Source organism: Rhodococcus sp. NPDC059179 (genome assembly GCF_042754885.1).
GTDB lineage: Bacteria > Actinomycetota > Actinomycetes > Mycobacteriales > Mycobacteriaceae > Rhodococcus_G.
The window spans coordinates 75799-94388 of record NZ_JBHZBV010000003.1; the positions used below are offsets into that span (position 1 = coordinate 75799).

Below are 18590 nucleotides of genomic sequence, written 5' to 3' on the forward strand. Positions count from 1 at the left end.
CAGGCGTCCGGGTCGGTGACCGACTGCCCGTCAGCGATTGCCCGTCTCGAGGAACGCCGTCACGGCGGCCTCGAACTGACTCGGCCGGTCGCGGTGCACGCTGTGGCCGACCTTGATCGTCACGGCATCGCAGTGCGGGATCGCGGCGGTGGCCGCGGCCAGCCGGCCCGGGTCGACCATCCCACCCGGGCCTCCGCTGATCACGAGGGTGGATGCGGTGATCTCGGACAGGTTCTGCCACCACTGCGGATTCGGTTCGCGGAACTGTGCGAGCGCGCTGCGGGTCATCGACCGGTCGAAGGCGATGACCGCGCGGGGGTGCCGGACCAGCCCGGTCACCGCATGCCAGAGTTCGACCGGAGTCGGCAGTCGGCTGCTCATCCGGCCCAGCGTCTCGCCGGTCCGGAGCGGCAGCGGCGCCTCCTCCAGGACCAGCCGCCGCACCAGGTCTGGTCGCGCCTGCGCGACCAGCGAGGCCGCGTGCCCGCCGAGCGAGTGCCCGACCAGGTCGACCCGTTCGAGCCGCAGGTGGTCGCACAGGTGCAGGACGTCGGCGCCGAACTGGGCGAACAGGTAGGACGGCGCGTGCGCGCTGCGTCCGTGGCCGCGCAGGTCGATGGCGATGACCCGGCGCCCCCGGCCGACCAGGGTCCTGGCGAACCGGTCCCAGGTGCGGTTGTCGCCGCCCATGCCGTGCACCAGGATCACCGGCACCGGATCGTCGCCACCGGAATCGCGGAAGGAGAGCTCGACGTCGTCGGCGGTCGTGGCAGTCATCAGCATCACCGTCGGCAACCGCCCTTCGAAGTTCTGTGGCCTCGAAGTGAGGTTACCCAGACCGCTTCGCGAGAATGACCGAGGGCCGCAGGTCCAGCCGCCGCAGCAGCTGTGCGTTGACCGCCACGACCACCGTCGATGCCGACATCAGCAGCGCCCCGACCTCCATCGGGAGGGTGAAGCCCCATGGCGCGAGCACGCCGGCCGCGAGCGGCACCGAGATCAGGTTGTACCCGGCCGCCCAGGTCAGGTTCTGGATCATCTTCCGGTAGGTGGCGCGGGAGAGTTCGATCACCGACAGCACCGAGCGGGGGTCGTCGCTGGCGAGCACGACGCCCGCGGACGCGATGGCCACATCGGTGCCAGCGCCGATCGCGATCCCCACGTCGGCCTGCGCCAGCGCGGGCGCGTCGTTGACGCCGTCCCCGACCATGGCCACCTTGCGACCGGCGGACTGCAGTGCCTTGACCTTGGCGCCCTTGTCCTGTGGGAGGACCCCGGCGAAGACCTCGTCGATTCCCAGGCGCTGCGCCACGGAATGCGCGACCGCCTCCGCGTCCCCGGTGATCATGGCGACGTGCACGCCGCGCTCGTGCAGGGCGTCGATGGCCTGCTTCGATTCGGGGCGGATCTCGTCGGCGAGCGCGACGGCCCCGGCGACCGCGCCGTCCCGGATCACGTGCAGCACCGTCGAGCCCTGGCCGGACCAGTCGCCCGCCTGCGGCAGGGCGGCCAGCCCATGACCGGCGAGCATCCCCGGCCCGCCGACGCTGACCTCGCCGCCCGCGACGGTGGCGGTCACCCCGACCCCGTTACGCGCCTGGAACCCGGTTGCAGGCGGTACCGCGAGACCACGCTGCTCCGCCGCGGCGACAATGGCCCGGCCGAGCGGGTGTTCGCTGTCGCGTTCGACCGCGGCGGCCAACTCGATGACCTGGTCCTCGGTGTACCCGGTCGCGGCCGCGGCCGCGGCCGCGACGACGGCTGGCTCCCCCTTGGTGAGGGTTCCGGTCTTGTCGAACAGCACGGCATCGACCGTCCGCATCGACTCGAGGGCCCTGCGGTCGGTGATGAGCACCCCGGCGCGGGCCGCCCGCTCGGTGGCGATGGAGACGACCAGCGGGATCGCCAGGCCGAGCGCGTGCGGGCAGGCGATGACGAGAACGGTGATGGTGCGGGTGACCGCGGATTCGGGGGTACCGAGGATCAGCCAGGCGATGGCGGTGAGAACCGCGGCGCCGAGCGCGAACCAGAACAGCCAGCCCGCGGCCCGGTCCGCAAGCACCTGGGCCCGCGACGACGAGCTCTGCGCCTCGCTCACCAACCGCTGGATGCCTGCGAGCGCGGTGTCGTCTCCGACCGCGGTGATCTGCACGCGCAGTGCCGAGTCGGTGGTGACGGTGCCCGCGACGACCCGGTCGCCTGCCTCGCGCCGCACCGCAGCCGATTCGCCGGTGATCATCGACTCGTCCACGTCTGCCGCGCCGGAGACGACCGTGCCGTCCGCCGGGATCCGACCGCCTGGCCGGACGATGACCAGGTCGCCGGTCGTCAACTCGGAGGTGGGCACGGTGACCGGTTCGTCACCATCGAGCCGCTCTGCCTCATCTGGCAGCAGCGCGGCAAGCGATTCGAGCGCGCTCGAGGCCTGCCCGAGCGAGCGCATCTCGATCCAGTGCCCGAGCAGCATGATGACGATGAGAAGCGCGAGCTCCCACCAGAAGTCGAGCTCGTGGTTCAGGATCCCGAGGCTCGCGCCCCAGGACGCGACGAAGGCCACCGTGATGGCCAGCGCGATCAGGAGCATCATCCCCGGCTGGCGGGCCCTGATCTCGGCGACCGCGCCGGTGAGGAACGGCTTGCCGCCCCACACGTACATCACCGTGCCCAGGACCGGCGAGATCCAGGTGACCGGCCCGTCGTGGGGCAACGTGTACCCGATCAGGTCGGCGAACATCGCGTTGGCGAGCACCACCGGCACCGCGATCGCGAGCATGATCCAGAACAGTCGCCGGAACTGTCCGACGTGGTCGGCATGGCCGCCGCGACCGGCATGGCCCGTGTGACCGCCTCGGTCTTCATGTCCGCTGTGTTCCATGGGCAGGCCCTGACCGTGCGCGCCTGGGCCGGCGGGATCCGGGGCCATCGCCGGATCGTGCCCCGAACCGGAGGGCGCGTGATGTCCGGCATGAGTTCCGCGGTCCGAAGTCATGACACGAAGAATATACCCATTGGGGGTATGCGGCGAGGGGTAATGCGACGCGGTGCGGCGCTGCGCCCGGCTCACTCGTACACGCCTTCCACGGTCCAGACCCCCTCCGCGCAGAGCAGCAGCAACGCCTTCGGCTCGTCCAGCAGCACCTGCGCCCGGGCCGCCCGCTGCGCCGACGCCGGATCCCACCAGCGTTCGTCCACCGGCCACGGCCCCGCCCAGCCCTGCAGCTCCCACTCTCGACGCCCCCAGCGCAGCCGGACCGGCGTCGCGCTGAACGCGCCGCGCCCGGTGACCAGCACCGCCGACCCGTCCGCCCCCTCCAGCGCCACCGTCGGCCTGCCCGACAACACGGCCGAGGGCGACGGTTCGGGTAGCCGTCCAGGCCAGGGTGCGGAGGGGTCCGCTGCGGGCCGCAGCTCATCCCCGAGCGGCAGCAGGGTGACCCGCTCGAACGGCCCCCTGCCGCCGCTGAGCACGCCCACCTGAACCGCGTCACCCCCGAGCAGGCCCTGCACTCGGACCAGCGCCCGCCTGGCCCGCTCGTCCTCGGCGCCGACCCCGCCCCACAACCCCAGCTGCAGCGCGCCCGCCGCCACCACCTCCACCGGCTCGAGGCGCAACACCTCGATGCCCGCCGTCGGCCGCGACTCGCTGCGCCCGGTGAGCCAGCCGTCCAGCTGCCAACGCACCCGGTCCGCCGTGCCCTCGGGCGTGAGCGGTTCCGCGCACCGCCAGGTGCGCGAAAGGTGTTCCCCGTTACCGGTACTCGCGTGCACCAGCAGCCGGGTGCACGCCACCGCCGCGGCGGACAGCTTGGCATGCAGCCGCTCGGCCAGCGCCCGCCCAGCGAAGGCCGCGGCGTCCACCCGGTCGATCGCCGGATCACAGTGCTGTTCGACCTCCAGGTCCGGCGGCATCCGCCCCGCCGACGGCGGGCGCTCGGGCTCCCCGCGGGCGCTGCGGTGCGCCAACACCGCATCGGAGCCGAACCTGGACGCCACCGCCACCGGGGTCAGGGACGCGAAGTCTCCGATGGTCCGCAGCCCCAGCCGGTGCAGCAGGTCGACCAGGTCCGCGCGGCCCTTCCCCGCGAGGCTTGGCTCCGCGGCGAGCTCGGCAACCGGGATCGGGGCGAGGAACCCGGCACCCCCGCCCGGGGGGACCAGCGCGGCCCTGCGGGCGGCGATCACTGCGGTGGAGAGCTCGTCCGCGACCCCCACCTGACACTCCACCCCCGCCGCCGAGGCCTCGTCGATCAGTCGCTCGGCGGCCGCCGATTCGGAGCCGAAATAGCGGCTCACCCCACGCGCGGCAAGCACCAGCAGCCCGGGCCGCAGCACCTCCACGCCAGGCGCCGCCGCGTCGATCGCCGCCGCAACCGGCTCGAACAGCCGAGCGTCCCGGCCTGCATCACCGGCGAACACGTGCAGCCGCGGGCAGCGCCCCTGCGCCTCCCTCCTACGCAACCCCCTGCGCACCCCCTCCGACCGCGCGGTCGCCGAGCAGGCGACGACCCGATTGCCCAGGGTCACCGCGACGGGTTCCGTCGGGGGCAGGTCCGCCGCCGCCGCGGCGGCGATCGCCGGCCAGTCGGGACACCACAACGCCAACACCCGCGCGGAATCGGTGGCGGTCACAGCGACACCACGTCCGGGAGCGCCCCCGGCTGCCTTGGTGTCGCCTCCATCCACTCCACCCGGCCGCGAACCGGACGCAGATCGAGACGAGTGGTGCGGGGCTGGAACGCCCTGCCCCTGGCACTGACCGCCAGCCGGAGCGCGCGCAGTCGCCCGCGCCCGAGTTCGGCGCCCTGCCCCATCCCGTCGTACCCGCACACCGTGGCCTCGAGCCGGATCTCGGCGCCGTCCCAGTGCCCGCCGGTCACCACGAGGGTCGAGCCCTTGCTCCGCGCCCGCGCCACCACCGCACGCGCCCGAGAGGGCGGCACCGCGAGCCCGCCGAGACCCAGCACCACCAGGTCCAGCCCGTCGAGCAGAACGGCCGCCACCTCCACCGGGTCCGGCCCCGGGTCCGGGATCAGCGCGAGCCTGCCGAGTTCGGCGCCCATCTCGGTTGCCGCCAGCAGACCGAGCCGGGGCAGCCCGATCACCGCCGCGTGACCTCCGGCCTCCGTGACCGAGGCGAGCAGGCCGAGCAGCAGCGAACCCGCCCCCGCCACGGACACCACCGAACCCCGCGCCAGCCCCCCGCGCGGCAGCAGCGATGCCAGCGCAGGCGGAACCGGGAGCACGTCCGGCGACGAACCGGCCGGCCGCGGAAGTCCCGAGGACTCTGCAGGCTGCGACACCACGGGTCGGGCCGCCACCGATTCGCCCCGCGCGGGTACGGCTGCCATCCGGCGCCGGAGTTGCTCGAGCCGATCCTGCCTCGACAACCCGGCCAGCCCCGCCGGGCCATCGGGCCCCGCAGACTGTGCCGATTCGGCCTCCTCGGCCATCGCACCAATCACGTCACACGTCTCCCGCCGTCATTCCAGCCGCCGTTCACGGCCGGCCGATCACCCACGGGGAAGACGCGGTTATCGAACACTCTTTCGAACTTCTTCAGTAAAGACCCTCCCCCCGACATCCGTCAAGACGCCGGGAAACCGCCAGTTCAGCGTCCACTCGTGACGCCTCGACGAGCCCTCCACTAACCTCACGGATGTGACGGAGCAAGAACAGGCGCAGCGGATCGTCGGACCGGATTACCTGGTGGCGGGTCGCTATCGCCTGCGCTCCAAACTGGGCAGCGGCGGCATGGGCGCGGTCTGGCTGGCGCAGGACACGCTGCTCCACCGCGAGGTCGCCATCAAGCAGGTCACCTCGACGGCCAGGCTGACCGACGAGGCCGCGCAGGAGGTCCGGGCGCGGGCCATGCGCGAGGGCCGGATCGCGGCGAAGCTGTCCCACGACCACGCGATCGCCATGTATGACGTCGCGCTCGAGCACGGTGACCCGTGGCTGGTCATGGAGTATCTGCCCTCACGCAGCCTGGCCCAGGCCCTCAACGTCACCGAGACGCTGCCGCCGCTCCAGGTCGCGCAGATCGGGGCACAGGTGGCCGACGCCCTGGTCGACGCGCACGCGGCCGGCATCGTGCATCGTGACATCAAGCCGGGCAACATCCTCATCGCCGACCGGGGGCAGGCGGCGGGCACCGTGAAGATCAGCGATTTCGGCATCTCCAGGGCCAAGAGCGACGCCGCCCCCGCCGAGACCGGCGTGATCACCGGCACCCCAGCCTATTTCGCGCCGGAGGTTGCTCGTGGCGGCGATCCCACCGAGGCCTCTGATGTGTTCTCGCTCGGCGCCACGCTGTACACGGCCACCGAGGGCCAACCGCCGTTCGGGATCGACGAGGACTCCATCGCCCTGCTGCACCGGGTGGCAAAGGCCGAGATCATGCGGCCCGTCAAGAGCGCCGAGGTCACCGACGCGCTGCTGCACATGCTCGAGCCGGACCCCGCCCGTCGGCCCACCATGGCCCAGGCCCGCGACCTGCTCGCCTCGCTCGCCGCCGGTGCGGGCGGCAACGTCGCCTACGTCCTCGACGCACCCCTGCTGGAAGCCGACGGCACGGTTCCGTTCTGGGCCAGGCGCGGCGCCGCGACCGGGCACGGGCGCCGCTCGAACCGGCTGCCCACCAGCACCATTGCTGGCCTGCCCGCGGTCGACCAGAACGTCCCGCTCGGCAATGTCCCCCGCCCCGGTCCCAGAGTGCCGCAGGCGCCGGGCCAGGTGCCGCAACCGTCCACGGGGACGGCTCGCCACTCGGTACCCACCCCGCCGATGGCGCTCGTGTTGACGCTCATCGCGATCGCCGCCATCGCCGTTGTCGTCCTGACCGTCGCGCTTTTCAGCGCGTAGCCGATCGGGATCCTCAGTCGATCTGGCGTCGATGCGCCCAGCGGGTGAGCGCATTCCTGTTGGACTGCTGGGTCTTTCGCAGCACGTTCGAGGCGTGGGTCTCGACCGTCTTCACCGAGATCACCAGGTCCTCGGCGATCTCGCGGTAGGTGTAGCCACGGGCGAGCAGCCGCAGCACCTCCAGCTCGCGCGGGGTGAGCGAGTCCAGTTCCGGATCGAGCGGCGGCTCGGGCGCAGCGGACTTACCCGTGAACGAGTCGAGCACGAAGCCCGCCAGCCGAGGCCCGAACACCGCGTCGCCGCCTGCCACCCGGCGTACCCCGTCCGCGAGCTCGGATCCGGAGATGGTCTTGGTGACATAGCCACGCGCGCCCGCCCGGATCACCGCGATGACATCCTCGGCGGCGTCGGACACGCTGAGCGCCAGGCAGACCGGGCCCGACGCGATGCCGCCGAGGACGGCGACCCCGCCGCCGTCCGGCATGTGCACGTCCAGGAGCACCACGTCCGGCGTCGTGGCGTTGATGCCCGCGATCGCCTCGGCCACCCCGCCCGCCTCGCCGACGACCTCGATGTCCGGTTCCGAGCCCAGCTCGGCACGCACCCCGGAACGGAACACGGCGTGGTCGTCGACCAGGAATACGCGGTAGGCGGTTCCGGGAGTGGTCACCTGGGCTGCTCCTCGGGTCTGGGCCTGATCTCGGGATCGGGTTGCATCAACTGCTGCGACCACTCTAGAACAGCGGCCTCCTCCGCCGACTGCGGTACGTCGCGGCCGTCGCCCTCGCCCGGTTCGGTGTCGTGACCATTGCCATTGCGGGGCATCTGAATCCGGATCTCGGTCCCACGCCCCACTGTGGAGCGCACCTCCACCCGTCCGCCGCGGCGCTCGACCCGAGCCCTGATCGACTTGGCCAGGCCCTGCCGATCCTCCGGCACCGTCTCCACGTCGAAGCCGATACCTCGGTCGCGCACAAACACATTCACCTCGTCGGCCTCCGCCTCGGCGAACAGGTCGACGTTCGTCTCGCCGGAGTGCTTGGCGGCGTTGACCAGGGCCTCACGGGTGGCGCCCAACAATGCGGTGAAGCTCTCCTTCGACAGGCCCGACTCCGCGGCGTCCACGTCGAGCCGCACGTCGCCGACGGTGACCGGACGCACCGTGATGCCGTGCTGGTCCTCGACCTCGCCCGCGATGGTCCGCAGCGCCTCGGCCAGGCTGGCGTGCGCGGCCTCCCCGCCGTCGAACAGCCATTTACGCAGTTCGCGCTCCTGCCCACGCGCGAGCCGCATGACCTCCTGCGGACGGTCGGCCTGCTTCTGGATCAGCGCCAGGGTCTGCAGCACCGAATCGTGCAGGTGCGAAGCGATCTCCTCGCGCTCCTCGTTCCGGATCCTGGCCCCGCGCTCCTCGCTCAGATCCCGCCACATGCGCAGCCATAGTGGCACCGTCAACAATCCGGCGCCGATCAGCGTCACCACCACAGCCAGCAGCGACGATCGCAGCGAGTTCAGGTCGACGCGCGCGAGCACCACCACACCGAGCCCGATGACGATGAGGGTGGCTCCACCGAGCACCCGCGCCCAGGTCAGCACCGTGGGCCGCTGCGGAAGTCCGAGCACCGAACGCGGTCCGCCCGAATCGAACTCACGCCACACCAGCGCCGCACCGACGGCGACCACGATCACCGGGACGATCATCGAGGCTGCGCTGCCGCTCAGCAGCCACGTGAGCCCGGCCGAGAGCGCCAAACCGATCACCGCGAGGCCGAAGGCTCGGCGGCGCTCGACGGGGCTCGGGCGCTGGGTGTCCGACCCCGGCGGGGTGAAGATCCACAGCAGCCCGTACGCCACGATGCCCGCGCCTGCCAGCGCGGCCAGGAAGACGAACGCCACCCGGACCTTGAGCACGTCGATACCGAGATGATCGGCGATCCCGCCCGCGACACCGCCGACCACCCGACCGCCGACACGGCGCTCGAGGCGGGGGCTGGAGGCCTCACCCGGGGTGAGGGCACGCGAAACCGGCTGCACAACGTCGATGGTGGCACGCGTACGCCCCGGCGCGCATCAGGGTCGGACCCTGATCTCCCCCGGACACCCCGACCCGGTCGTCGGCGAAAGATCAGGGTTCTTCCCGATAGGCGCCGCGCCCCGCGCCGACGACGATGGTCACATGAGCAATCCGAGCTTCCACGAACAGCTGCACGAGTTGTGGCGCACCCGGCCGGTGCGATTGCCCAAGCAGGGGCCGATCGCGGGCGTGGCCGCGGGCATCGGTTACCGGTACTCCGTGGATCCGGTCCTGATCCGGGTCGCCTTCGCCGTGTCGACCTTCTTCGGGGGCGTCGGCATCGTCCTCTATCTCGCCTGCTGGTTGCTGCTCCCACAGGCAGGCGACCAGACCTCAGCAGCCGAGTCGCTCGTCGGCCGGGGCCGCAGCTCGGAGTCCGGCACCAAGACGGTCGTCCTCGCGGTGGCGCTGATCATCGCGTTGAGCACGCTCGGCCCGGTCGGTGTCGGGCTCGGCGGCTCGGGCCTGATCAGCCTCGCGCTCATGCTCGGCGGCCTGTGGCTGCTACATCAGCGCAGGCCGGTGCCGCCGCCGCTGCCCGCGGCCGCCTACCCGGCCGATGCCGGCTACCCGCCGCCGATCACCGGCTACCCGGGCACCTCGTTCCCTGCCTCGTATGCCACCGGCGGCTACACCATGCCGAGCGCCTACACGAACCTGCCCAAGACCTACGAGCCCTCGGCCCCGGCCACCCCGGCGCCGTCCGACCCCCTCGCCGCCGAGCAGGCGCAGGCAGCGACCTCGGGCACAGACGCCGTCACTCCGGAGGCCTCCGCGGCGGCGGCATCCGTGCAGGAACGTGCCGCCACCGGCGCGGCCACGACGGACGTTCCGCAGCCACCGTCCTGGGACCCGCTCGGCGTGGCACCCTTCGCGTGGGATCTGCCCGAGCCGACGCCCCCTGCGCCGCCCACACCCCCGAAGCAGCCGAAGTCCCGACTGACCACGACGGTGCTCGGCCTCGCCATCATCGCGGCGGCCGGCACCTGGGCGCTCAGCTCCGCCACCGGCGCGGACTGGCTCTCCCCAGCCAGGATCGGGGCGGTCGCGCTCGCGGTGATCGGCATCGGATTGCTCATCGGGGCCTTCCTGCGCAGGGGTTACGGACTGCTGGTTATCACGGGTCCGCTGATGGGTTTCGTGCTGCTGGCGTCGCTGATCGGGCCGGTGGACCTGGACAGCGCGAAAGTCGGAGAGCACCAGTGGAAGCCGCTCACGGAGGTCGACGTACAGTCCGAATACTCCACGACGGCCGGTGATTTCGCCCTCGACCTGAGCCCCATCACGCTCACGAAGGACAAGACGGTGGACATCAACAACAGCCTCGGGAGCTTCACGGTCACGGTCCCCCCGAACATGGACGTCAAGAACACCTGCTCGGTGACGTTCGGGGAGGCGAAATGCCTTCCCGAGGGCATCGACGGCGGCGCCGACGGAATCGGCGGCCCCGTGCTGACGCTCAACATGACCGGCGGTGCCGGAGAACTGGTGGTGAACCGTGGTTGAGAACCCCGAAACCGACGTGAAGGCCGGCACGCGCCGCCCCTCCGCCCTGCTACTGCTGGCGGGTCTGGCCGCGCTGCTGGTCAGCGGGTGGGCCCTGATCGGACCGGATCGCTTCGAATCCCTTGGCGACGCCCAGTTCCGGTGGATCCTCGTGATCGCCGCGGTGGCGGTCGGGGTGATCCTCGTCTTCGCCCCCGGCCGTCGAAAGTAGTGTCACCCACGTGACCCTGACGGTTCCCACCTCCTACGGCGTCCGGGTGCGGTCATACGCTCCGGACGCCGAGGCGTGGTTGCGGGAGCTGCCTGCCCTCGTCGCGCGCCACCTGGACGAGTGGGGGCTCACCAGGGACGGAACGCAGGTCTGGCACGGCAACGTCGCCATCGTGATCCCGGTTCTGCTCCCCGACCGCACCCCCGCCGCACTCAAGGTCTCGTACCCGAGCTCGGAGTCCGAACTGGAGTCGGAGGCACTCGAGCGCTGGGACGGCAGCGGCGCGGTCCGCATGCTGCGTGCGGACCCCGCACATCAAGTGATTCTCCTCGAACGCCTGGATCAGACCCGGTCGCTGATGAACGTACCGGTGCCGCAGGCGATCCCGATCTGGGGTGCGCTGATGCGCGGCCTGTCGAGCGTCGCACCCGGGGACGGCTTCGACGCACTGCCGGAACTCGCCGCGCGCTGGGAGACCGACCTGCCGCAGCTGTGGCGGCGACTCGGCAGGCCCTGTCCCGAATGGCTCGTCGCCGAGGCCGTCACGATATGCCGGGAACCGGCGGGCCGGTCCGTGCTGGTGCACACCGACCTACACTTCGAGAACATCCTCGCCGGGCCGGACGGCTGGCGGGCCATCGACCCCAAACCCCTGGCCGCGATCGGCGAGTTCGCGGTCGCACCGATGCTCTGGAATCGGTTGGCGGAACTGGGCTCTCGCCGGGGCGACGGACTCCGGGCGCGCTGCGACGACCTCGCCGACTCCGCCGGGCTCGACCGCGAGCTGTCGCGACGCTGGTCGATCGCGCGCGAGGTCGACAACTACCTCGACTACCTGAGCAGCGGCGAGACCACGGATGCGGAGCGTTCGCTGTGGGTCGCGACCGCGCTCGCCTGCCGCGAGGATCCGGGCGTCGACCCGTCCGCGCTTGCCGCACCCTGAATCACAGGAGCGGAGCCCGCGCACCGACCATGACACAACCCCGAGTCCGTCCGGCGAAAGATCGGGGTGCTTCCCGATGGTGCGCGCCGCGTTCCTCCGACAGCATTGATCCCATGACCACACACGAGACCGAGACGACGAAGCCGAAAGACTCCTTCCTTCAGGATCTTCCGACGCGACTGCCCGAGCAGGGCATGATCGCGGGCGTCAGCGCGGGCGTCGCGCAGCGACTGAACGTGAGCACGTCGAGTGTCCGATTGGCGCTGCTGCTCTCGTTGCTGTTCGCAGGCGCTGGCGTCCCCGTCTACCTGGCCGCCTGGCTGCTCATGCGCAAGCCCGACGAGACCCGCTCGATGGGCGAGACCCTGCTCGACAACGGCGTCGGCGGCGAGTCCAAGACCACCGCGATCGTGCTGGCCGCCGCGACGGCGATCACCGCGATCGGCTGCGCACTACCCGTCGGCGCAGGCCTACTCGGCATGGGCCTGCTCGTCGGCGGCTATCTCTACCTGGACAGCCGAAAGTAACTGTGCGTCACTCCCACTCGATGGTGCCCGGCGGCTTGCTGGTCACGTCCAGCACCACCCGGTTCACCTCGGCCACCTCGTTGGTGATGCGGGTCGAGATCCGCTCGAGCACGTCGTACGGCAACCGCGTCCAGTCCGCGGTCATGGCGTCCTCGCTGGAGACCGGCCGCAGCACGATGGGGTGGCCGTAGGTGCGGCCGTCGCCCTGCACGCCGACGCTGCGCACGTCGGCCAGCAGCACCACCGGGCACTGCCAGATCTGACCGTCCAGGCCCGCGGCCGTGAGCTCTTCGCGCGCAATGGAATCCGCCTGGCGCAGCGTGTCCAGCCGGTCCCGGTCGACCGAGCCGACGATGCGGATCGCGAGTCCGGGGCCGGGGAACGGCTGCCGGGCGACGATCTCCTCGGGCAGACCGAGGGCGCGTCCGACGGCGCGGACCTCGTCCTTGAACAGCAGCCGCAGCGGCTCGACCAGCTTGAACTGCAGGTCCTCCGGCAGGCCGCCGACATTGTGGTGGCTCTTGATATTCGCGGTGCCGGTGCCGCCGCCGGACTCCACCACGTCCGGGTACAGGGTGCCCTGCACCAGGAAGTCGACCGTCTCGCCGTGCGCGGCACTCTCGCCGAGCACCTCGGAGACGGCGCCCTCGAAGCTGCGGATGAACTCGCGGCCGATGATCTTGCGCTTGGTCTCCGGATCGGAGACGCCCTCGAGCTCGCCGAGGAAGGTGTCGACCGCGTCGACGGTGATCAGCTTCGCGCCGGTGGCCGCCACGAAGTCCTGCTGGACCTGTTCGCGCTCGCCCGCCCGCAGCAGGCCGTGGTCGACGAACACACAGGTGAGCTTGTCACCGATCGCACGCTGGACGAGCGCCGCCGCCACCGCGGAGTCGACGCCGCCGGACAGCCCGCAGATCGCCTGGCCGTCGCCGACCTGCTCACGGACCTGCTCGATCAGCGACTCGGCGATGTTCGCGGCGGTCCAGGTGGACGGGATGCCCGCGATCTCGTGCAGGAAGCGGCTCAGGACCTGCTGGCCGTGCGGGGAATGCAGCACCTCAGGGTGGTACTGGACACCCGCGAGGCGGCGGGCACGGTCCTCGAACGCGGCGACGGGCGCGCCCGCGCTGGTGGCGGTCACCTCGAAGCCCTTGGGCGCATCGGTGACCGCGTCGCCGTGGCTCATCCACACCGGCTGGGTGGTGGGCAGGCCCTCGTGCAGCACGCCGCCGTCCACGCTGAGCTGGGTGCGTCCGTACTCGCGGGTCCCGGTGTGGGTGACGGTGCCGCCGAGGGCCCCCGCCATCGCCTGGAACCCATAGCAGATGCCGAAGACCGGGATGTCGTGGTCGAAGAGCCGGGCGTCCAGCTGCGGGGCGCCGTCCTCGTACACGCTCGACGGACCGCCGGACAGGATCACCGCGAGCGGCTTGCGCTCGACGATCTCCTCGATGGTCGCCGTGTGCGGGACCACCTCCGAGTAGACGTTCGCCTCCCGCACCCGGCGAGCGATCAGCTGCGCGTACTGCGCCCCGAAGTCGACGACGAGAACGGGCTGCTGCTGAGTGGGGCCGGAGTGCTGGGTATCTGCCACGCCCTCAGTCTAATCGGCCCAGCTCGCCAGCCCCGCGCACCCCATGACCGGCTTCACCGGCTCCCGAACGCCGGAAGCCCCCGACCGCGCGGGCCGGGGGCTTCCGGGGGCGAACTGCGGTCAGGCCGCGCCGGTTCCGGTCTTCTCCTGCGCCTTACCGCTGCCCTCATGAGCGGCACCGCCGCTGACCTCATGAGCGGCACCGCCGCTGCGAATCTCCACGATCGGCAGCACCAACGCAGCGGGCGCACTCGCGGGCACCACCGGGCTGTTGGGCTCGACCGGGTTGATCCGCCGGTAGCCCTCGCCCTGCGCCGGGCGCAGATCCTGCTCGCCCTTGTTCGGCCACAGCGACGCGGCGCGCTCGGCCTGCGCGCTGATCGTCAGCGACGGGTTCACGCCCAGGTTCGCGGACACCGAGGAGCCGTCCACGACACTGAGCGTCGGGTAGCCGTACACCCGCTGGTACGGGTCGATGACGCCGTGCTCGCGGTCCTTGCCGATCGCGCAGCCGCCGAGGAAGTGCGCGGTCAGCGGGATGTTGAAGATCTCACCCCAGGTGCCGCCCGCGACGCCGTCGATCTTCTCCGCGATCCGCCGGGTGGCGTCGTTACCCGCCGGGATCCACGTCGGGTTCGGCTCGCCGTGCCCCTGCCTGCTGGTCACCTTGCGGCCGAACACCCCACGCTTGGTGTAGGTGGTGATCGAGTTGTCCAGGTTCTGCATGACCAGGGCGATGATGGTGCGCTCGCTCCAGTTCTTCACCGTGAGCATGCGAAGCATCTGCATCGGGTTCTTCGCGACGATGCCGAGGAACTTCACCCAGCGGGGGGTGCTGCCGCCGCCGTCGGTCATCAGTGTCTGCAGCAGTCCCATCGCGTTCGAGCCCTTGCCGTAGCGCACCGGCTCGATGTGGGTGTCCGCGGTCGGGTGGAACGAGGAGGTGATGGCGACGCCCTTGGTCAGGTCCATCGCCGGGTCCACCTTCAACTTGCCCGCGCCGACGATCGATTCGGAGTTGGTGCGGGTGAGCTCGCCGAGCGTGTCGGACAGACGCGGCAGCGAGCCGGTGTCCTTCATCTTGTGCATCAGGTGCTGGGTGCCCCAGGTGCCGGCGGCGAGCACGACGTTCTGCGCGGTGTAGGTCTTGTGGTTCTTGCGGATCTTGGCACCGGTGCGCCGGGTCACCACGTCCCAGCTCCCGTCAGAGGCCTCGTGCAGCCCGGTGACCGTGGTCATCGGGATGATGGTGGCCCCCGCCTTCTCGGCGAGGCCCAGGTAGTTCTTCACCAGGGTGTTCTTGGCACCGTGCCGGCAGCCGGTCATGCACTCGCCGCACTCGATGCATCCGGTGCGGTCCGGGCCCACGCCGCCGAAGTACGGGTCCGGGACGGTCTTCCCCGGCTCGCCGAAGAAGACGCCGACCGGGGTCTGAATGAAGGTGTCGCCGACGCCCATGTCCTCGGCCACCGACTTGATGACCTCGTCGGCGGGGGTCATGTGCGGGTTCTGCACGACACCGAGCATCTTGCGGGCCTGGTCGTAGTACGGGCTGAGCTCGTCGTGCCAGTCCGTGATGTCACGCCACTGCGGGTCCTCGAAGAAGGAGGCGGGCGGCTTGTAGAGCGTATTGGCGTAGTTCAGCGATCCACCGCCGACGCCTGCGCCCGCGAGGATCAGCACGTCGCGCAGCAGGTGCACGCGCTGGATGCCGTAGCAGCCGAGCGCGGGTGCCCAGAGGAACCGCTTCAGGTCCCAGCTGGTCTTCGCGAAATCAGCGTCCCCGTACCGACGCCCCGCCTCGAGAATCCCGACCCGATATCCCTTCTCCACCAGCCGCAGCGCCGTCACGCTGCCGCCGAAGCCGGACCCGACGATCAGGACATCAAAGTCCGTTGCACGCTTGCCCATCTGGACACCTCCACCATGAACCTGGATTGGTTACCCGCCAGTATGCACCGGCCGCATGTGACCGATGCCACAAGGGTGGCCTAACTGTAACGACAGGTATCAGGAACGGCAGCGGGGTCGGGGCCACACGCGAACGGACCGCTGGGTTCGTGGTGAACCCGAACGGTCCGTTCGGTCAGAAATGGGCGCCGGACACGACGCAGGTGGGTCAGGCCCGGACGGTGAGTCCGACCTTCTGGAACTCCTTGAGGTCCGAGTAGCCGGACTTCGCCATCGAGCGTCGGAGGCCTCCGACCAGGTTCAGCGACCCGTACGGATCGTCCGACGGCCCGGTCAGGACGCGGTCGAGGGACGGGCGCTCGCCCGCCGCGACCGGCAGCAGCGCGCCACGCGGCACCGACGGGTGCGCGGCAGCCGACGGCCAGAACCAGCCGCCACCCGGGGCCTCCGCCGCGACCGCGAGGGGCGCGCCGAGGACCGCGGCGTCCGCGCCACAGGCGATGGCCTTGGCCAGATCGCCCGAGGTGCTGATGTCGCCGTCCGCGATGACGTGCACGTAGCGCCCGCCGGTCTCGTCGAGGTAGTCCCGACGCGCGGCCGCGGCGTCCGCGATCGCGGTGGCCATGTGCACCCCGATGCCCAGCACCTCGCCGGTCGTCGTGGCGCCCTCGGTGGAGCCGTAGCCGACGATGACACCCGCGGCGCCGGTGCGCATCAGGTGCAGCGCGGTGCGGTGATCGCTCACACCGCCCGCGATCACCGGGACGTCGAGCTCGGAGATGAACGTCTTGAGGTTCAGCGGCTCGCTCTCGCCGTGCGCGACGTGCTCGGCCGAGATGATCGTGCCGTGGATCACCAGCAGGTCGATCCCGGCCTTCACCAGCTCCGGGGTCAGCGCGCGCGCGTTCTGCGGGCTGACCCGGACCGCGGTGGTGACCCCGGCGTCACGCACCTGCGCGACGGCCGCCGCGAGCAGGTGCGGCTGGATCGGCGCCGCGTGCAGCTCCTGGAGCCTGGCGATCGGCGCGTCCGGGTCGTCGTCCGTCTCGGCGAGGTGGACCAACTCGGCGAGCTTCGACTCGACGTCGGCATGCCGACCCCACAGGCCCTCGCCGTTGATCACGCCGAGCCCACCGCGCTTGCCGAGCTCGATCGCGAACGAGGGCGAGACCAGGGCATCGGTCGGGTGCGCGAGCACCGGGATGTCGAAGCGGTACGCATCGAGCTGCCACGCCGTCGACACCTCCTTGGAGGACCTGGTCCGGCGGGAGGGGACGATGTCGATGTCGTCCAGCTCGTAGGTGCGACGGGCGGTTCTGCCCATGCCGATCTCAACGAGGTCGCGCACGCGCGCCCCTTTCTTCGATTGTGTGGGTGCTAGCGGGCAGCGTAGTTCGGAGCTTCGACCGTCATGGTGATGTCGTGCGGGTGGCTCTCCTTGAGGCCCGCGGCGGTGATCTGCACGAACTGCGCGTTCTGCAGCTCCTCGATCGTGCCGGAGCCGGTGTAGCCCATGGCGGCGCGCAGGCCACCGGTGAGCTGGTGGATCACCTGGGTCAGCGGGCCGCGGAACGGCACCCGACCCTCGATGCCCTCGGGGACGAGCTTGTCCTCGGCGAGCACGTCGTCCTGGAAGTAGCGGTCCTTGGAATAGGACTTGCCCTGCCCGCGGCTCTGCATCGCGCCGAGCGAACCCATGCCGCGGTAGCTCTTGAACTGCTTGCCGCCGACCAGGATCAGCTCGCCGGGAGACTCGGCGGTACCGGCGAGGAGCGAGCCGAGCATGGCGGTCGAGGCGCCCGCGGCGAGGGCCTTGGCGATGTCGCCGGAGAACTGCAGGCCTCCGTCGGCGATCACCGGCACCCCGAGCGCCTTCGCCGCGGCGGTGGCCTCGAGGATCGCGGTGATCTGCGGGGCTCCGACGCCCGCGATGACGCGAGTGGTGCAGATGGAGCCCGGTCCGACGCCCACCTTGACCGCGTCCGCGCCGGCCTCGATGAGCGCGAGCGCGCCCGCTCGGGTCGCGACGTTGCCGCCGATGAGCTGAACCCGGTCGCCGACCTCGGCCTTGATCTTGGTGATCATCTCGAGCACGTTGATGGAGTGGCCGTGTGCGCTGTCCACCACCAGCACGTCGGCGCCTGCGTCGGTCAGGGACATCGCGCGCGCCCAGGCATCGTCGCCGACGCCGACAGCGGCGCCGACCAGCAGCCGGCCGTCGCGGTCCTTGGTGGCGTCGGGGTGCTGCTCGGTCTTGACGAAGTCCTTGACGGTGATCAGGCCGGTCAGCTTGCCCTGCCCGTCGACGATCGGCAGCTTCTCGATCTTGTGCCTGCGCAGCAGGCCGAGCGCGGCCTCGGCCGTGACGCCCTCGCGGGCGGTGATCAGCGGGGCCGGGGTCATGATCTCGGCGACCGGCCGGTTCTGGTCGACCTCGAAACGCATGTCGCGGTTGGTGATGATGCCCACCAGCTGGCCGCGGTCGTCGGTGACGGGGAGCCCGGAGATCCGGAAGCGCGCGCAGGTGGCGTCCACCTCGGCGAGGGTGTCGGTCGGCTTGCAGGTGACCGGGTCGGTGACCATGCCCGCCTCGGACCGCTTGACCGTCTCGACCTGGCCTGCCTGAGCCTCCGCCGACAGGTTCCGGTGCAGCACGCCCATGCCGCCGGCCCGCGCCATCGCGATCGCCATCCGCGACTCGGTGACGGTGTCCATCGCCGAACTCACCAGCGGCACCCGCAGCCGGATGTCGCGGGTGAGCTGGCTGGAGGTGTCGACCTGGCTCGGGATCACGTCCGACGCGGCGGGCAGCAGCAGCACGTCATCGAAGGTGAGTCCCAGCATCGCAACCTTGTCGGGGTCGTCACCGCCGGTACGCACGTGCCCTCCGGAAATACTCATGCGGCTCGGGACCTTTCCTGGAACTGTGTTGCGGCACACCTGGTTGGGGGCGTCGATCCCCC

15 protein-coding genes are annotated in these 18590 nt (G+C 71.0%); 5 read left to right on the forward strand and 10 right to left on the reverse strand.

Going from position 1 to position 18590, the window contains the following annotated elements:
* Window positions 1–30: 30 nt before the first annotated feature.
* The 4 genes from ACFXMV_RS08680 to ACFXMV_RS08695 all read right to left on the reverse strand — a co-directional run bounded on the left by ACFXMV_RS08680 (window position 31) and on the right by ACFXMV_RS08695 (window position 5450).
* Window positions 31–783, reverse strand: coding sequence for an alpha/beta fold hydrolase (locus ACFXMV_RS08680; protein WP_378500445.1), 753 nt, complete (start codon window positions 781–783; stop codon window positions 31–33).
* Between the two features lie 46 nt (window positions 784–829).
* Window positions 830–2923, reverse strand: coding sequence for a heavy metal translocating P-type ATPase (locus ACFXMV_RS08685; protein WP_378502957.1), 2094 nt, complete (start codon window positions 2921–2923; stop codon window positions 830–832).
* 137 nt (window positions 2924–3060) lie between these two features.
* A complete protein-coding gene (locus tag ACFXMV_RS08690; RefSeq protein ID WP_378502871.1) occupies window positions 3061–4629 on the reverse strand; it encodes a DNA polymerase Y family protein in 1569 nt (522 codons plus the stop codon).
* Window positions 4626–5450, reverse strand: coding sequence for a hypothetical protein (locus tag ACFXMV_RS08695; RefSeq protein WP_378499870.1), 825 nt, complete (start codon window positions 5448–5450; stop codon window positions 4626–4628). The genes ACFXMV_RS08690 and ACFXMV_RS08695 overlap by 4 nt, the downstream gene beginning before the upstream one ends.
* Before the next feature lie 208 nt (window positions 5451–5658).
* Between ACFXMV_RS08695 and ACFXMV_RS08700 the strand changes: the two genes are divergently transcribed.
* Window positions 5659–6861, forward strand: coding sequence for a serine/threonine-protein kinase (locus ACFXMV_RS08700; RefSeq protein WP_378499869.1), 1203 nt, complete (start codon window positions 5659–5661; stop codon window positions 6859–6861).
* Window positions 6862–6874: 13 nt separating this feature from the next.
* On the opposite strand, the gene ACFXMV_RS08705 is transcribed toward ACFXMV_RS08700, so the two are convergent.
* Both ACFXMV_RS08705 and ACFXMV_RS08710 read right to left on the reverse strand, forming a co-directional pair.
* Window positions 6875–7531 carry a response regulator gene (locus ACFXMV_RS08705; protein ID WP_378499868.1) on the reverse strand — a complete coding sequence of 219 codons (657 nt, stop codon included), beginning with the start codon at window positions 7529–7531 and terminating at the stop codon, window positions 6875–6877.
* Window positions 7528–8895, reverse strand: a complete 1368-nt coding sequence (locus ACFXMV_RS08710; protein ID WP_378499867.1) for a PspC domain-containing protein — start codon at window positions 8893–8895, stop codon at window positions 7528–7530. Before ACFXMV_RS08710 ends, ACFXMV_RS08705 begins: the two co-directional genes overlap by 4 nt.
* Window positions 8896–9037: 142 nt before the next feature.
* Here ACFXMV_RS08710 and ACFXMV_RS08715 point away from each other — a divergent pair, with 142 nt between their 5' ends.
* From ACFXMV_RS08715 to ACFXMV_RS08730, 4 genes are all read left to right on the forward strand, one after another.
* Window positions 9038–10441, forward strand: coding sequence for a PspC domain-containing protein (locus ACFXMV_RS08715; RefSeq protein WP_378499866.1), 1404 nt, complete (start codon window positions 9038–9040; stop codon window positions 10439–10441).
* A complete protein-coding gene (locus ACFXMV_RS08720; RefSeq protein WP_378499865.1) occupies window positions 10434–10652 on the forward strand; it encodes a hypothetical protein in 219 nt (72 codons plus the stop codon). The genes ACFXMV_RS08715 and ACFXMV_RS08720 overlap by 8 nt, the downstream gene beginning before the upstream one ends.
* Window positions 10653–10662: 10 nt before the next feature.
* Complete coding sequence (locus ACFXMV_RS08725; RefSeq protein WP_378499864.1) at window positions 10663–11595, forward strand: aminoglycoside phosphotransferase family protein; 933 nt, start codon at window positions 10663–10665, stop codon at window positions 11593–11595.
* A gap of 113 nt (window positions 11596–11708) precedes the next feature.
* Complete coding sequence (locus ACFXMV_RS08730; protein ID WP_378499863.1) at window positions 11709–12122, forward strand: PspC domain-containing protein; 414 nt, start codon at window positions 11709–11711, stop codon at window positions 12120–12122.
* Between the two features lie 7 nt (window positions 12123–12129).
* Here the strand turns inward: ACFXMV_RS08730 and guaA are convergent, their stop codons facing one another.
* The 4 genes from guaA to guaB form a co-directional block, all read right to left on the reverse strand.
* A complete protein-coding gene (gene guaA, locus ACFXMV_RS08735) occupies window positions 12130–13716 on the reverse strand; it encodes a glutamine-hydrolyzing GMP synthase (protein WP_378502872.1) in 1587 nt (528 codons plus the stop codon).
* Window positions 13717–13836: 120 nt separating this feature from the next.
* The gene (locus tag ACFXMV_RS08740; RefSeq protein WP_378502873.1) at window positions 13837–15627 is read right to left on the reverse strand and encodes an FAD-dependent oxidoreductase; all 1791 of its coding nucleotides are present in this window, start codon (window positions 15625–15627) and stop codon (window positions 13837–13839) included.
* Window positions 15628–15835: 208 nt separating this feature from the next.
* On the reverse strand, window positions 15836–16975 hold the full coding sequence (locus tag ACFXMV_RS08745; protein ID WP_378502874.1) for a GuaB3 family IMP dehydrogenase-related protein: 1140 nt from the start codon (window positions 16973–16975) through the stop codon (window positions 15836–15838).
* A gap of 29 nt (window positions 16976–17004) precedes the next feature.
* A complete protein-coding gene (gene guaB, locus ACFXMV_RS08750; RefSeq protein WP_378502875.1) occupies window positions 17005–18528 on the reverse strand; it encodes an IMP dehydrogenase in 1524 nt (507 codons plus the stop codon).
* Window positions 18529–18590: the final 62 nt, after the last annotated feature.

Bases quoted from the DNA above. Each gene is read 5' to 3' on its own strand.
- ACFXMV_RS08680 (WP_378500445.1), bottom strand. From the start codon at position 783: ATGCTGATGACTGCCACGACCGCCGACGACGTCGAGCTCTCCTTCCGC.
- ACFXMV_RS08685 (WP_378502957.1), bottom strand. From the start codon at position 2,923: ATGGCCCCGGATCCCGCCGGCCCAGGCGCGCACGGTCAGGGCCTGCCC.
- ACFXMV_RS08695 (WP_378499870.1), bottom strand. From the start codon at position 5,450: ATGGCCGAGGAGGCCGAATCGGCACAGTCTGCGGGGCCCGATGGCCCG.
- ACFXMV_RS08715 (WP_378499866.1), top strand. From the start codon at position 9,038: ATGAGCAATCCGAGCTTCCACGAACAGCTGCACGAGTTGTGGCGCACC.
- ACFXMV_RS08730 (WP_378499863.1), top strand. From the start codon at position 11,709: ATGACCACACACGAGACCGAGACGACGAAGCCGAAAGACTCCTTCCTT.
- ACFXMV_RS08740 (WP_378502873.1), bottom strand. From the start codon at position 15,627: ATGGGCAAGCGTGCAACGGACTTTGATGTCCTGATCGTCGGGTCCGGC.
- guaB (WP_378502875.1), bottom strand. From the start codon at position 18,528: ATGAGTATTTCCGGAGGGCACGTGCGTACCGGCGGTGACGACCCCGAC.